This window comes from Microbacterium pseudoresistens, assembly GCF_013409745.1.
Classification (GTDB): domain Bacteria; phylum Actinomycetota; class Actinomycetes; order Actinomycetales; family Microbacteriaceae; genus Microbacterium; species Microbacterium pseudoresistens.
The window spans coordinates 214,603-226,902 of the sequence record NZ_JACCBH010000001.1 but is presented as its reverse complement, the minus strand read 5'-3'; the positions used below and the strand labels follow the sequence as shown (position 1 = coordinate 226,902).

Genomic DNA, 12,300 nt, shown 5'->3' with positions numbered 1-12,300 from the left:
ACAGCCGGCCACCAGCCGCCGAACGGCGGATGAACGCCGTGCGATCCGTGATCGGGAGCACCGCCGGGCCTTCTAGCGTCGGTCGTGCAGCGACCCGCTGCGATACGCACGATGACGGGAGTCGATCATGGGACTGTTCACCCGCAAGAGCATGCAGGAGCGTCAGCAGGAGGCCGAGAAGTCGCTCGACGACATCGTCGAGGGGCGGGGCCTCATGGGCAAGATGACCAAGGCGTTCCTCGGCACCGAGCTCACCGACCAGATCAAGGAGGCGAGCTCGGGCATCCACGCCGCCGAGCGCTACCAGGCCCTCGTCGCGGCCGGAGCGGTGCCGCAGACGGTGCCGGTGATCTCGCTCTACGACAGCGGGATGACCGTCAACGGCAATCCGAACGTCGTGATGATGATCGAGATCGACGGCGTGCAGACCGCGATCAACACGCTCGTCTCGCGCATCGAGATCCCCCGCGCGGGCGAGGAGGTGTTCGTCGTGCGCGACCCGCAGACGCAGGAGCTGCTGTACGGCGGGCTCGCTCCGCGGGAGTGAGCGTGACGCCGATCCGTGGCCGGGCCGGGGCGCCGCGCGGCGCGGGGTGCATAATGGGAGCACCCATGTGACCGTGCACATCCCGGGAGGCCGACGTGTCGAGCAACTCCTCGGAGCGCGCGCGGATGCCCAGCATCCGCGATGTGGCGCGGCTCGCGGGGGTGTCGCATCAGACGGTCTCCCGAGTGCTCAACGAGCATCCGAGCATCCGTCCCGAGACCAAGGCCAAGGTGCTCGACGCGATCTCGGTGCTCGACTATCGCCCCAACCTCGCCGCGCGCGCGCTGGTGACGAGCCGGTCGAACACCCTGGGCATCCTCTCCGCGACGATCGGCGAGTTCGGGCCGACGTCGTCGATCGCGAGCATCGAAGACGCCGCGCGCGCGGAGGGGTACTCGGTCAGCACCCTGAACCTCACCGACAGCAGCCCTGAGGCGATCGGCGCCGCGGTGCGCCAGCTCGTGCGGGAGCACGTCGACGGGATCGTGGTGCTCGCCCCGCAGGTGCGCGTGTACAGCGTGCTCAAGGGCATGGCGGTCTCCGTGCCCTTCGTGAGCCTGCAGACCGCATCGGGCTCGGACGGCGTGAGCCTGTCGGCCGACCAGGTGGCAGGCGCGCGCATGATCACCGACCACCTCATCGCCCAGGGCCACACCGACATCCTGCACCTGGCGGGACCGCAGGACTGGATCGAGGCGGAGTCGCGGATGCGCGGCTATCTCGACGCGCTGCGCGACGCGGACCTGCCCACATTCCCGCCCATCCGAGGGGACTGGACGGCCGACTTCGGCTATTTCGCGGGCACGGAGCTGGCCCGCAGGCGCGATTTCACCGCGGTGTTCGCCGCGAACGACGTGATGGCGATCGGGCTGATGCACGGGTTCCGCGATGCGGGCCTGCGCATCCCCGAGGACGTGAGTGTGGTCGGCTTCGATGACATCCCGGTCGCCGCGCACGTGCACCCGCCCTTGACGACGGTGCACCAGGACTTCCCCGAGGTGGGGCGGCGCACCGTGCGCATCCTGCTCGCCCAGATCCGCGGAGAGCAGGTGCCGGTGTTCGGTCTGCTCGCTCCCGAACTGCGCGTGCGTGAGTCGTCCGGGTCACGATCGTGACACGGTCGCGACGCGATCGGCGTCTGTGACTTGACAGGCACGCACGGTCGTTGCACGATGTATCCCATCTATGTGAACGGTCACATTGAACCACAGTCTCGTATCGAGGAAGATCAGTGAGCAGCACAGCGACGATGCCCGCCGTCTCGGGCCCCATCTTGGAGATGCGCGCCATCACCAAGCGGTTCCCCGGAGTCACCGCCCTCGCGGACGTGTCGATCACGGTGCGCACCGGCGAGATCCACGCGATCTGCGGCGAGAACGGCGCCGGCAAGTCGACGCTCATGAAGGTGCTCTCGGGCGTCTACCCCTTCGGTACTTATGAAGGCGACATCCTGCTGCACGGTCAGGAGCAGCGCTTCAAGGACATCGCGGCCAGCGAAGAGGCCGGCATCGCGATCATCCACCAGGAGCTCGCGCTCATCCCCGAGCTGTCGATCGCCGAGAACATCTTCCTCGGCAACGAGAAGAGCCGCGGCGGCGTCATCGACTGGCATGCGGCCAGGGCCGAGGCCGCGGAACTGCTGGCGCGCGTCGGGCTCGCCGAAGACCCCGACCTGGCGATCAAGCACCTCGGCGTCGGCAAGCAGCAGCTCGTGGAGATCGCCAAGGCGCTGAGCAAAGACGTCAAGCTCCTCATCCTCGACGAGCCCACCGCGGCCCTCAACGAGAACGACTCGCAGCACCTGCTCGATCTCATTCTTGGCCTCAAGGCCAAGGGGATGACCTCGATCATCATCAGCCACAAGCTCAACGAGATCGAGCAGATCGCCGACGAGATCACGATCATCCGTGACGGCCGCACGGTCGAGACCCTCGACATCTCGCGCGGCGAGGTCAACGAGGACCGCATCATCCGCGGCATGGTCGGCCGTTCCCTGGAGAGCCGCTACCCCGACCGCACCCCCGAGATCGGCGAGGTCTTCTTCGAGGTGCGCGACTGGTGGGTGCAGCACCCCACCGTCTCGGAGCGCATGGTCGTGAAGGGCTCGAGCATCGAGGTGCGCCGCGGCGAGGTCGTGGGCATCGCGGGCCTCATGGGTGCGGGGCGCACCGAGTTCGCCATGAGCATCTTCGGACGCTCCTACGGCACGTTCCTCTCCGGATCCGTGTTCAAGGACGGCCAGGAGATCGTGATCCCCGACGTCGCCAGCGCCATCCGGCAGGGACTGGCGTACGTGAGCGAGGACCGCAAGGTGCTGGGACTGAACCTGCTCGACACCATCAAGCGCTCGATCGTCTCGGCGAAGCTCTCCAAGATCGCCCGTCGCGGCGTGGTCGACGATCGAGAAGAGTCCATCGTCGCCGAGCGGTATCGCAAGACCCTGCGCATCAAGGCGCCGACGGTCGACGAGGGCGTGAACAAGCTCTCCGGGGGGAACCAGCAGAAGGTCGTGCTGGCCAAGTGGATGTTCACCGACCCCGATCTGCTGATCCTCGACGAGCCCACCCGCGGCATCGACGTCGGGGCCAAGTACGAGATCTACTCGATCATCAACGAACTCGCCGCGGCGGGCAAGGGAGTGATCGTCATCTCCAGCGAGCTGCCCGAACTGCTGGGCATGTCCGATCGCATCTACACCGTTTTCGAGGGGCGCGTCACCGACTGCATCCCCGCATCCGAAGCCACCCCGGAGGCGCTCATGCGCAGCATGACCTCCACCAACCAGAAGGCGAGCGCATGAGCGGCACCACCGGTACCGAGTCCCCGCGCGGGTTCCAATTCTCCGATCTGAGGGCCATGTTCGGCGGCGCGCAGTCGTCGCTGCGCCAGTTCGGCATCCTCGGATCGCTCGTGGTGATCATCCTGATCTTCCAGATCGCCACGATGATCCTCAAGCCCAACGGCACGACGCTGTCGTCGGGCAACCTCATCAACGTCATCAACCAGTACTCGTTCATCCTGATCCTCGCGATCGGGATGGTGATGGTGATCATCATGGGGCACATCGACCTGTCGGTCGGCTCGGTGGCCGCGTTCGTGGGGATCATCGTGGCCAAATCCATGGCGGACTGGAACCTGCCCTGGCCGCTCGCGATCCTGCTCGGCCTCGTCGTGGGAGCGCTGGTCGGCGCGTGGCAGGGCTTCTGGGTCGCCTATGTCGGAGTGCCCGCGTTCATCGTGACGCTGGCGGGCATGCTCTTCTTCCGCGGCGCCAACCAGTTCATCGGCCAGTCGACCACGGTGCCCGTACCCAAGGGTTTCGTCGTGATCGGCGCGGGCTACCTGCCCGAGGTCGGGGGCCCCTTCAATTTCAATGTGCTCACGATGGTGCTCGCGCTCCTCGCCGTGGCGTGGGTCGTGTTCTATGAGATCCGCACTCGCCGCGTGCAGCACCGGATGGGGTCGGCGTCGGCCCCGCTGTGGGTGAGCGTGGTGAAGGTCGTCGCACTGTCGGTCATCATCCTGCTCGCCGGATGGCAGTTCGCCAACGGGCGCCCCGGCACCGGATTCCCGATCTCCGGCGTCATCCTGCTCGCGCTCGTCATCCTCTACACGTTCCTCACCCGCAACACCGTCTTCGGCCGGCACATCTACGCCGTCGGCGGCAACCGGCAGGCCGCACGTCTGTCGGGCGTGAAGGATCGTTGGGTCGACTTCTTCGTCATCATGAACATGTCGGTGCTCGCCGCCGTGGCCGGCATGATCTTCGTCGCCCGCTCGCAGGCCTCCGGTCCCGGTGACGGCAACATGTGGGAGCTCGACGCGATCGCCGCGGTCTTCATCGGCGGCGCGGCCGTCTCCGGTGGCATCGGCACCGTGATCGGCTCCATCATCGGTGGCCTCGTCATGGCCTTCCTCAACAACGGCATGGCGTTGCTCGGCTTCCCCGCCGACGTCGTCTCCATGGTCAAGGGCCTCGTGCTCCTGCTCGCCGTCGGCATCGACGTGTGGAACAAGCAGCAGGGCCGCCCCTCGATCATCGGCTTCCTCACGCGACGGCTCTCCCGACGCGAGCCGGAGCCGTTCCAGACCCCCGCCGCCGACACGGTGCGCGGCAAGTAGGGGATCGCATCGCGATCACCCGCCACCAGAAAAGAGATCACATGAAGACTGGAAGAATCCTTCTGTCGGCGACAGCGCTCGTCGTCGCAGGTGCTTTCGCCCTCACCGGATGCTCGGGCGAGCGCGGCGGTACAGGCGACGCTGGATCGACCGACGCGCCGGTCGCCGGCTTCGACGCCGGTGCCACCATCGGCGTGGCACTGCCCGACAAGACCAGTGAGAACTGGGTGCTCGCCGGTCAGCTGTTCACCGATGCGCTCACCGAGGCCGGGTTCAAGCCCGACGTGCAGTACGCACCGGCATCGAACACGGTCGCCGAGCAGCAGAACCAGATCCAGGCGATGGTCACCGGCGGGGCCAAGGTCATCATCATCGGCGCCAAGGACGGCAAGCAGCTGGCCACCCAGGTGCAGGCCGCGCACGACGCCGGCGCCGCCGTGATCGCCTACGACCGTCTGATCGAGAACACCGACGCGGTGGACTACTACGTCGCGTTCGACAACTTCAAGGTCGGCCAGCTGCAGGGGCAGGCGCTGCTCGACGGCCTCGCCGAGCGCGCGGGCCACGAGGCGCCGTACAACATCGAGCTGTTCTCGGGCTCGCCCGACGACGCCAACTCCAAGGTCTTCTTCAACGGCGCGATGGATGTGCTGCAGCCGAAGATCGATGACGGCACGCTCGTCGTCGGCTCGGGGCAGACCGACATCGGCCAGACGGCGACCGAGGGCTGGCTCGCGGAGAACGCTCAGAACCGCATGGACACCATCCTCACGGCCGACTACGGCGACAAGGTGATCGACGGCGTGCTCTCGCCGAACGACACCCTCGCCCGTGCGATCATCACCTCCGTGCAGCAGTCCGGCAAGCCGGTGCCCGTCGTGACCGGTCAGGACTCCGAGGTGGAGTCGGTCAAGTCGATCATGGAGGGCATCCAGTACTCCACGATCAACAAGGACACCGCTCTGCTCGTGGAGCAGAGCGTGAAGATGGTCGGCCAGCTGCAGAAGGGCGAGGAGGCCGACGTCAACGACACCGAGCAGTACGACAACGGTGTGAAGATCGTGCCGGCGTACCTGCTCGACCCGATCATCGTCACGAAGGCGAATGCCGCCGAGGCGTACAAGAACGTGCCGAGCCTGCTCGACATCGTCAATCAGTACCAGTAGGCGAGCGCCGCATCCGCTGCGCACCCGCGGGTCGTCCGGAGAGACTTCCGGGCGGCCCGTCGCCGTGCGCGTGGACGTCTACCCTGGAGACGACATGGCACATCTTCTCGGGGCCGAGGGCCTCCACCTGGAATTCCCGACCAAGGTCGTCTTCGACTCCATCACCTTAGGGCTCGAGGAGGGTGATCGGATCGGCATCGTCGGCCGCAACGGCGACGGCAAGAGCTCGTTGCTGGCGATGCTGGCCGGGCGCATGACCCCGGATGCCGGTCGCGTGACCATGCGCGCCGGAACCCGCATCGGCGTGCTGGACCAGGCCGACACCCTCGACGATTCGCTCACGATCGCGCAGTCGGTCGTCGGCGGCGTGCCCGAGCACGAGTGGGCCGGCGACGCGCGGGTGCGCGACGTCATCCGGGGGCTGCTCGCGGATCTGGACTGGGATGCGCCGGTGGCGGGTCTCAGCGGCGGTCAGCGCCGCCGGGTGGCGCTGGCCGCGCTGCTCGTCGGCGAATGGGACATCGTCGCCCTCGACGAGCCCACCAACCACCTCGACGTCGAGGCGATCACCTGGCTCGCGGGCCACCTCAAGAAGCGCTGGCCGGCGAACGCCGGGGCGCTGCTCGTGGTCACGCACGACCGGTGGTTCCTCGATGAGGTGTGCACCGAGACGTGGGAGGTGCATGACCGCATCGTCGAGCCCTTCGAGGGCGGCTACGCCGCATACATCCTCCAGCGCGTCGAGCGCGATCGGATGGCCGCGGCCACCGAGGCCAAGCGGCAGAACCTCGCGCGCAAGGAGCTCGCGTGGCTGCGCCGCGGCGCACCGGCGCGCACGTCGAAGCCGAAGTTCCGCATCGACGCCGCGAACGCCCTCATCGCCGATGAGCCGCCGGTGCGCGATTCCGTCTCGCTGCAGTCCCTCGCCGTCTCGCGCCTGGGCAAAGACGTCGTCGACCTGATCGACGCGGGGCTGACCTACGGCGAGCGCGAGGTGCTGCGCGACGTCGAGTGGCGCATCGCGCCGGGGGAGCGCACCGGCATCCTCGGCGTCAACGGCGCGGGCAAGTCGACGCTGCTCGGGCTCGTGTCGGGTGCGGTCGCGCCCACGGCGGGCCGGATCAAGCGGGGCAAGACCGTGCGGGTGCGAACCCTCACGCAGCGTCTCGACGAGCTCACCGAGGTGTGGCGCGATCCAGTGCGCACGGTCATCGCCGGCCTGCGCACCTCTTACACCTTCGGCACGGGATCGAAGGCGCAGGAGTTGACCCCCGGGCAACTTCTGGAGCGGCTCGGATTCAGCTCTGCGCAGTTGTCGACGCCGGTGAAAGACCTCTCCGGCGGCCAGCAGCGGCGTCTGCAGCTGCTGCTCGTGCTGCTGGATCAGCCGAACGTGCTCATCCTCGATGAGCCGACCAACGACATGGACACCGACATGCTCGCCGCGATCGAGGACCTGCTGGACTCCTGGCCCGGCACGCTTCTGGTCGTCTCGCACGACCGATACTTCCTCGAGCGCGTCACCGACCAGCAGTACGCGATCCTCCCCGGCGCCGATGGCGTCGGCAGGTTGCGCCATCTGCCCGGAGGCGTCGACGAGTATCTGACGCTGCGGTCGGCCCTCTCATCCCGGTCGTCGAGCGAGCGAAGCGAGACGAGACCAGGCGAGTCGCCCCCCGGAGTCTCCGCGTCACCGGCGCTCGACGGCGCCGCACGCCGCACCGCCGAGAAGGAGGCGTCTTCCCTCGAACGCCGCATCGAGAAGCTCACGGCGCAGATCGACGCCGCCAAGCATTCCCTCGCCGATCACGCTCAGTCCGACTACGCAGGGCTCGCCGAGAAGATGACGGACATCACCGCCCTCGAAGACGAGGTCGCAGAACTCGAGCTGCGCTGGTTCGACCTCACGGAGCAGCTTGGCTGAACCAGAACTCAGATACGTGTGTGTGTGAGAGAGAATCCGGCTGTCTCCGGAACGCCGAACGCGCGTCTCCCCGCCGCGACACGGACGGTCGATGTCGTCAGTGGTCGATGCTTCGTCGCAATCCCGTCCGGATAATCCGCGAGCGTCGCTGCGTCGAGAGCGAGCACAGGCGCCAGATCCGATTCCTGGCGACCACACCGCAGACCGGCGCAAGAGCAAGCCGGCGGGATCTGGTCCGACTACGCAGCCGTGTGACTCTGGCTTCTAGCTCGCCATGCCCAGCGCAGCCGGCCGCAGAGCGTCCGCGGCGGCCTCGAGTGCTCCGTCGTTGAGTGTGAAGTAGGCCCACTTGCCGCGCTGCTCGCGAGCGACGAGTCCGGCATCGGTGAGGATCCTCATGTGGTGCGAGACCGTCCCCTGCGACAGGCCGATCGGCTCGATGAGGTCGCAGATGCAGGCCTCTCGGCCTTCACTTCCGGCGATGAGCGAGAGCAGCATCACCCTGGTGGGGTCACCGATTGCCTTGAATACTCGGGCGGAACGCTCGGCCTCCTCGAGGGAGATCGACGCGGTGATGCGCGGTACGCAGCACGTGTTCTGCTCGATGGTCACAGGCAGGCTCATACAGATATTCTGACACGTATTGACAAACTTCGATAGGCGAACGAACATACTCGTATTGAAGTTCTTCGATCTGAGGAGATATGGTGTCCGAGCTTCCTGTCGTCGTCATCGGTGCCGGGCCGCAAGGCCTGGCAGCTGCGGCCCACCTGACGGAGCGCGGCGTTGACGCCGTGGTCGTCGAGCGCGGAGCCTCGGCCGGCGCTGCTGTGTCCGAGTGGGGGCACGTGCGTCTGTTCTCCGGGTGGTCGGAGCTCACCGACGCCGCAGCGCGACGCCTGCTCGAGCCGACCGGTTGGACGGAGCCCAGAAGCGGCTATCCGACCGGAGCTGAATGGGTGAGCAGCTATCTGTCGCCGCTCGCCGACGCTCTGGGTGACCGGATCCTCTATGGCACGACCGTCAGCGGCATCGCGCGGCGAGGGCGGGACAAGGTCATCATGAGCGGCCGGAAGGCGCAGCCGTTCGTCGTGCACACCGTCGACCAGGACGGGCGCGATGGTCGCATTCTCGCAAGGTCTGTGATCGACGCAAGCGGCACATGGTCGCTCCCGAATCCGGCGGGTGCCGACGGATACCCAGCCCTCGGTGAGGCGGCTGCCTCGGAGCGCATCTCGTACCGGATCCCCGATGATGTGTCTGCTCTCGCCGGCATGCACGTGGTCGTCGTCGGCGCCGGCCACTCGGCGACGCATGCGGTCCTCCGCCTGAGCGAGCTTGCCCGTCGCGAGCCCGGCACCCGGGTGACCTGGCTGCTGCGGCGCGGGAGCGCCGTGAACGTGTTCGGTGGCGGCTCCGGCGATGAGCTGCCTGAGCGGGCTGAGCTCGGATCCCGTGCCCGCAAGGTCATCGAGGCCGGCGCCGTTGAGGTGGTCACTGGGTTTCGTATCGCGGAGTTCACGCAGGACGGCGACAGCCTCACGATCATTGCCGAGAACGGCCAGAAGATCTCCGGTGCCGCACACGTCTTCGCCCTCACTGGATTCCGCCCCGATGCCAGCATCCTGCGCGAGGTGCGCATCGACCTGGACGGGTCGCTGGACGCGGTGGCCGGCATCGCAGCGGAGATCGACCCGAATATCCACTCCTGCGGCTCCGTCGGAGCAACGGGCGCGCGCCAGCTCGCGCAGCCCGAGAAGGATCTGTTCATCATCGGCGCGAAGTCGTATGGCCGCGCGCCCACGTTCCTGGCCCTCACTGGTTACGAGCAGGTGCGCAGCGTCGTCGCTCACCTTGCCGGTGACCACGAGGCAGCTGAGCGCGATGAACTCGTCCTCCCCGGCACGGGGGTGTGCGGCGGCACCGGGGGCTTCGATGCCGAAGGCAGCAGCTGCTGCGCCGCGCCAGCGCCGACCGTGGCATCCGGCGATCGTCCGTTGCGGGGAGTGCTGTCATGACCAGGCCCTCCGTCCTCTTCGTCTGTGTGCACAACGCGGGTCGCTCGCAAATGGCCGCCGGCTTCCTCCGCGACATCGCTGGCGACCGGATCGAGGTTCGCTCCGGCGGGTCCATGCCCGCCGACCAGATCAACCCGATAGCGGTGGCGGCCATGCGCGAGGCCGGCATCGACATCGCCGCCGAGCGTCCTAAGGTGCTCACGACCGAGGCTGTTCAGGCCTCCGACGTCGTGATCACTATGGGATGCGGGGACGACTGCCCGTTCTTCCCTGGCAAGCGCTACGAGGATTGGAAGCTCGACGACCCCGCCGGCCAGGACATCGACGCCGTGCGCGCGATCCGCGACGAGATACGCGCCCGCATCGAGCGGCTGGTCGACGAGCTGCGCTGAGCGGAATACTTCCCTCAGCGATACTTCCCTCCGCCGACACTATTCTCGGGCGCTCCGGCTCGTCCCGTGGAGCCTCGTGCGATGGCTGCTCGTCGGAATCGTCTGCGCCGTGCATGGCGCCACCGGCTGGTACTTCACGATGTTCGACGTCTCGCTCGACGGAGAGGTGCTCTGGATCCGTGAGGGTCTGGTCTCGGATGTGCGCGACGCGGTGGGCGAGATGCCGGGCGGGCGCGTCGTGCTGCTCGTCTCCGGTCCGGAGTCGACGTGGCGACTCATCGTCGCGCGCGCCGAGGGGTTCGTCGATGCGGTGGTCGGCGACCGCGGTTGGCTTCCCTGGTGGCGGCGGCCTCAGTCCGCGGTTGTGCGCTCGGGCTCGCTCAGTGCGAGCAGCACGGCGAAGCCGGCCCAGAGGATGGCGAGGGGCATCGCGGTGTCCTTGCCGTTCCAGCTGCTCGACTGCCACATCGCGAACCACTCCGAGCCGATCACGATGAATCCGACGAACCAGATCGCGAAGCCCACGGCGTATGCGCCGTAGCCCCACCCCTTGGCGCTGTCGAAGTGTGCGGCATCGGCGTTGCGACGGAGGAACAGCTTCACGCCGCCGATGAGCCCGAGGCCGGCGAAGACGCCCTCGGCGATGATGATGCCGATGTATCCGACCGTCCAGATCCAGGGCACGGTGATCGCCCGCCACATCAGCGCGTTGCCCTCGAAGGTGGTGTCCATCGACAGCACGTGCTTGACGAACTGGTAGTTGGAGTCGTAGTCCATGAGGTTGCCCATGAACACGAACAGGCCGAACAGTCCCGCGCAGAACAGCGTGAACGCCTGCAGCAGGCGAAGTGGATGCGTCATTGCCCTACCTTCCGTGTGAACACCAGATCGAGGTGTGGTTGCGCCGCGGTCTCGAACGAGACCGCCTGCACGAACTCCCATCCGTCGGCTGCGCGCTCGCGGATCACCTCGCGGTAATCGCCCTGCGGCTTGGCCCCGTCGCGGCGTCGCGCGAACGGGATCCTGTCGAACGAGTACTCGCGCATGGCAGAACCTCCTTCACGGCTCACTGTGGCCCGACGCACGCTCCGCGTCAACACCCCGCGCCGTTCGCGCAGCGATATCCGGTCAGGGGCGGATGGACACCCCGGTGCCCTGGGGCAGCTCGGCGAGACGGGCGATGATCGCCTCGTCGACGCGGATGCAGCCGTTCGAGATCGGTCCGGTGCGCTCGTCGTGGTAGTGGAAGGCCGTCACCGCCGCATCCGCTCCGCCGAAGCCGTCGAGCGTCGGCGACTGCACCGACAGGTACACCATCGGGTTGCCGCGCGTGTACTCGAACTCGGGCACCACGCGCGTCATCATGATGAATGCACGGCCGATCGGCGTCGGCGTCTCATCGGCGCCCCAGGCGAAGTCGGTGGCGATGCGCTCGGGCACTCCGTTGCGCACGATGTCGATGGTGCGCGCCGAGATGCTCACCTCCACGTGCGCGTCGACGGGCGACAGCTGCACGTCGGCCGTGCGCAGCCATCCCGTCAGTTGCGCGGGGCTGCCCTCGGAGGGCAGCGCCTGCCGACCGGTGAGGAGCACGTGCACCCAGTCGTCCTGATTCTCGATCACCGCCACTGTCGTGCCGTCGAAGGTGTACTCCGCGGGCAGCGCGGCGACCGGATCGCCCAGGGGGTCCGCCCACACGGGGATCGCGGGCGCGGCGGCATGCGCGGTGAAGCCCGCGAACGGGGCCTCGGGGGCGATGTCGACGGGCAGCGCGGGGATGACCGCGAACACGTCGACCTGCGGCAGCGTCGAAACGTCATAGACGCCGGTGTTCGCCGGGAAGCCCGTCGGCGTCGGAGTGGGGGTCGTCGTGGGGGAGGCGATGGCGGGAGGAGTCGGCGCCGCGGCGGGTTCGGGCTCGGGACGCGGCCAGAGCAGGATCGCCACGATGACGATGAGCGTGAGGGCGAGCACGCCGATCGCCGCGATGAGCGTCCACGCCCGCGGGCCCAGCCGTCGCGGTGCGCGATGCCTCGGCGGAGGCGTCGTCTCGGGAGCGGTCACGCCTCCATCTTGCGGCCTATGACTCCGTGTGACGAATCGATTCGGTGTGCTCGCGCACGCGCGCTTA

The 12,300-nt window shown here is 67.7% G+C and carries 12 protein-coding genes; 8 read left to right on the top strand and 4 right to left on the bottom strand.

The genetic code is table 11. The annotated features are described in order from the left end of the window. The first annotated feature begins 127 nt into the window (after positions 1-127). From BKA02_RS01115 to BKA02_RS01090, 6 genes are all read left to right on the top strand, one after another. Complete coding sequence (locus BKA02_RS01115) at positions 128-547, top strand: hypothetical protein (RefSeq protein ID WP_179430497.1); 420 nt, start codon at positions 128-130, stop codon at positions 545-547. Positions 548-672: 125 nt separating this feature from the next. Next, positions 673-1,662, top strand: a complete 990-nt coding sequence (locus BKA02_RS01110; RefSeq protein WP_179435097.1) for a LacI family DNA-binding transcriptional regulator — start codon at positions 673-675, stop codon at positions 1,660-1,662. 134 nt (positions 1,663-1,796) lie between these two features. Next, a complete protein-coding gene (gene mmsA / locus BKA02_RS01105) occupies positions 1,797-3,347 on the top strand; it encodes a multiple monosaccharide ABC transporter ATP-binding protein (RefSeq protein WP_179435095.1) in 1,551 nt (516 codons plus the stop codon). Beyond that, a complete protein-coding gene (mmsB, locus tag BKA02_RS01100; RefSeq protein WP_179430495.1) occupies positions 3,344-4,669 on the top strand; it encodes a multiple monosaccharide ABC transporter permease in 1,326 nt (441 codons plus the stop codon). The genes mmsA and mmsB overlap by 4 nt, the downstream gene beginning before the upstream one ends. Positions 4,670-4,710: 41 nt before the next feature. Then, the gene (locus BKA02_RS01095) at positions 4,711-5,835 is read left to right on the top strand and encodes a substrate-binding domain-containing protein (protein ID WP_179430493.1); all 1,125 of its coding nucleotides are present in this window, start codon (positions 4,711-4,713) and stop codon (positions 5,833-5,835) included. Positions 5,836-5,929: 94 nt separating this feature from the next. Further along, complete coding sequence (locus BKA02_RS01090) at positions 5,930-7,759, top strand: ABC-F family ATP-binding cassette domain-containing protein (RefSeq protein WP_179430491.1); 1,830 nt, start codon at positions 5,930-5,932, stop codon at positions 7,757-7,759. Between the two features lie 264 nt (positions 7,760-8,023). On the opposite strand, the gene BKA02_RS01085 is transcribed toward BKA02_RS01090, so the two are convergent. Beyond that, the gene (locus tag BKA02_RS01085) at positions 8,024-8,383 is read right to left on the bottom strand and encodes an ArsR/SmtB family transcription factor (protein WP_179430489.1); all 360 of its coding nucleotides are present in this window, start codon (positions 8,381-8,383) and stop codon (positions 8,024-8,026) included. An 80-nt stretch (positions 8,384-8,463) separates the two neighbouring features. Between BKA02_RS01085 and BKA02_RS01080 the strand changes: the two genes are divergently transcribed. Together BKA02_RS01080 and BKA02_RS01075 are read left to right on the top strand one after the other, a co-directional pair. Continuing rightward, on the top strand, positions 8,464-9,777 hold the full coding sequence (locus BKA02_RS01080; protein WP_179430487.1) for an NAD(P)-binding domain-containing protein: 1,314 nt from the start codon (positions 8,464-8,466) through the stop codon (positions 9,775-9,777). Further along, positions 9,774-10,169 (top strand): arsenate reductase ArsC, encoded by a 396-nt coding sequence (locus tag BKA02_RS01075; RefSeq protein ID WP_179430485.1) that lies wholly within the window; start codon positions 9,774-9,776, stop codon positions 10,167-10,169. The genes BKA02_RS01080 and BKA02_RS01075 overlap by 4 nt, the downstream gene beginning before the upstream one ends. Positions 10,170-10,520: 351 nt before the next feature. On the opposite strand, the gene BKA02_RS01070 is transcribed toward BKA02_RS01075, so the two are convergent. From BKA02_RS01070 to BKA02_RS01060, 3 genes are all read right to left on the bottom strand, one after another. Then, positions 10,521-11,030 (bottom strand): DUF2165 family protein, encoded by a 510-nt coding sequence (locus tag BKA02_RS01070; RefSeq protein WP_179430483.1) that lies wholly within the window; start codon positions 11,028-11,030, stop codon positions 10,521-10,523. Further along, entirely contained in the window at positions 11,027-11,215 is a 189-nt protein-coding gene (locus BKA02_RS01065; protein ID WP_179430481.1) for a DUF4177 domain-containing protein, read from the bottom strand. The genes BKA02_RS01070 and BKA02_RS01065 overlap by 4 nt, the downstream gene beginning before the upstream one ends. An 82-nt stretch (positions 11,216-11,297) precedes the next feature. Continuing rightward, complete coding sequence (locus BKA02_RS01060; protein ID WP_343045312.1) at positions 11,298-12,233, bottom strand: L,D-transpeptidase; 936 nt, start codon at positions 12,231-12,233, stop codon at positions 11,298-11,300. Positions 12,234-12,300 lie beyond the last annotated feature (67 nt).

Bases quoted from the DNA above. Each gene is read 5' to 3' on its own strand.
- mmsA (WP_179435095.1), top strand. From the start codon at position 1,797: ATGCCCGCCGTCTCGGGCCCCATCTTGGAGATGCGCGCCATCACCAAG.
- BKA02_RS01090 (WP_179430491.1), top strand. From the start codon at position 5,930: ATGGCACATCTTCTCGGGGCCGAGGGCCTCCACCTGGAATTCCCGACC.
- BKA02_RS01115 (WP_179430497.1), top strand. From the start codon at position 128: ATGGGACTGTTCACCCGCAAGAGCATGCAGGAGCGTCAGCAGGAGGCC.
- BKA02_RS01085 (WP_179430489.1), bottom strand. From the start codon at position 8,383: ATGAGCCTGCCTGTGACCATCGAGCAGAACACGTGCTGCGTACCGCGC.
- BKA02_RS01070 (WP_179430483.1), bottom strand. From the start codon at position 11,030: ATGACGCATCCACTTCGCCTGCTGCAGGCGTTCACGCTGTTCTGCGCG.
- BKA02_RS01110 (WP_179435097.1), top strand. From the start codon at position 673: ATGCCCAGCATCCGCGATGTGGCGCGGCTCGCGGGGGTGTCGCATCAG.
- BKA02_RS01075 (WP_179430485.1), top strand. From the start codon at position 9,774: ATGACCAGGCCCTCCGTCCTCTTCGTCTGTGTGCACAACGCGGGTCGC.
- BKA02_RS01080 (WP_179430487.1), top strand. From the start codon at position 8,464: ATGGTGTCCGAGCTTCCTGTCGTCGTCATCGGTGCCGGGCCGCAAGGC.
- BKA02_RS01095 (WP_179430493.1), top strand. From the start codon at position 4,711: ATGAAGACTGGAAGAATCCTTCTGTCGGCGACAGCGCTCGTCGTCGCA.
- BKA02_RS01065 (WP_179430481.1), bottom strand. From the start codon at position 11,215: ATGCGCGAGTACTCGTTCGACAGGATCCCGTTCGCGCGACGCCGCGAC.
- mmsB (WP_179430495.1), top strand. From the start codon at position 3,344: ATGAGCGGCACCACCGGTACCGAGTCCCCGCGCGGGTTCCAATTCTCC.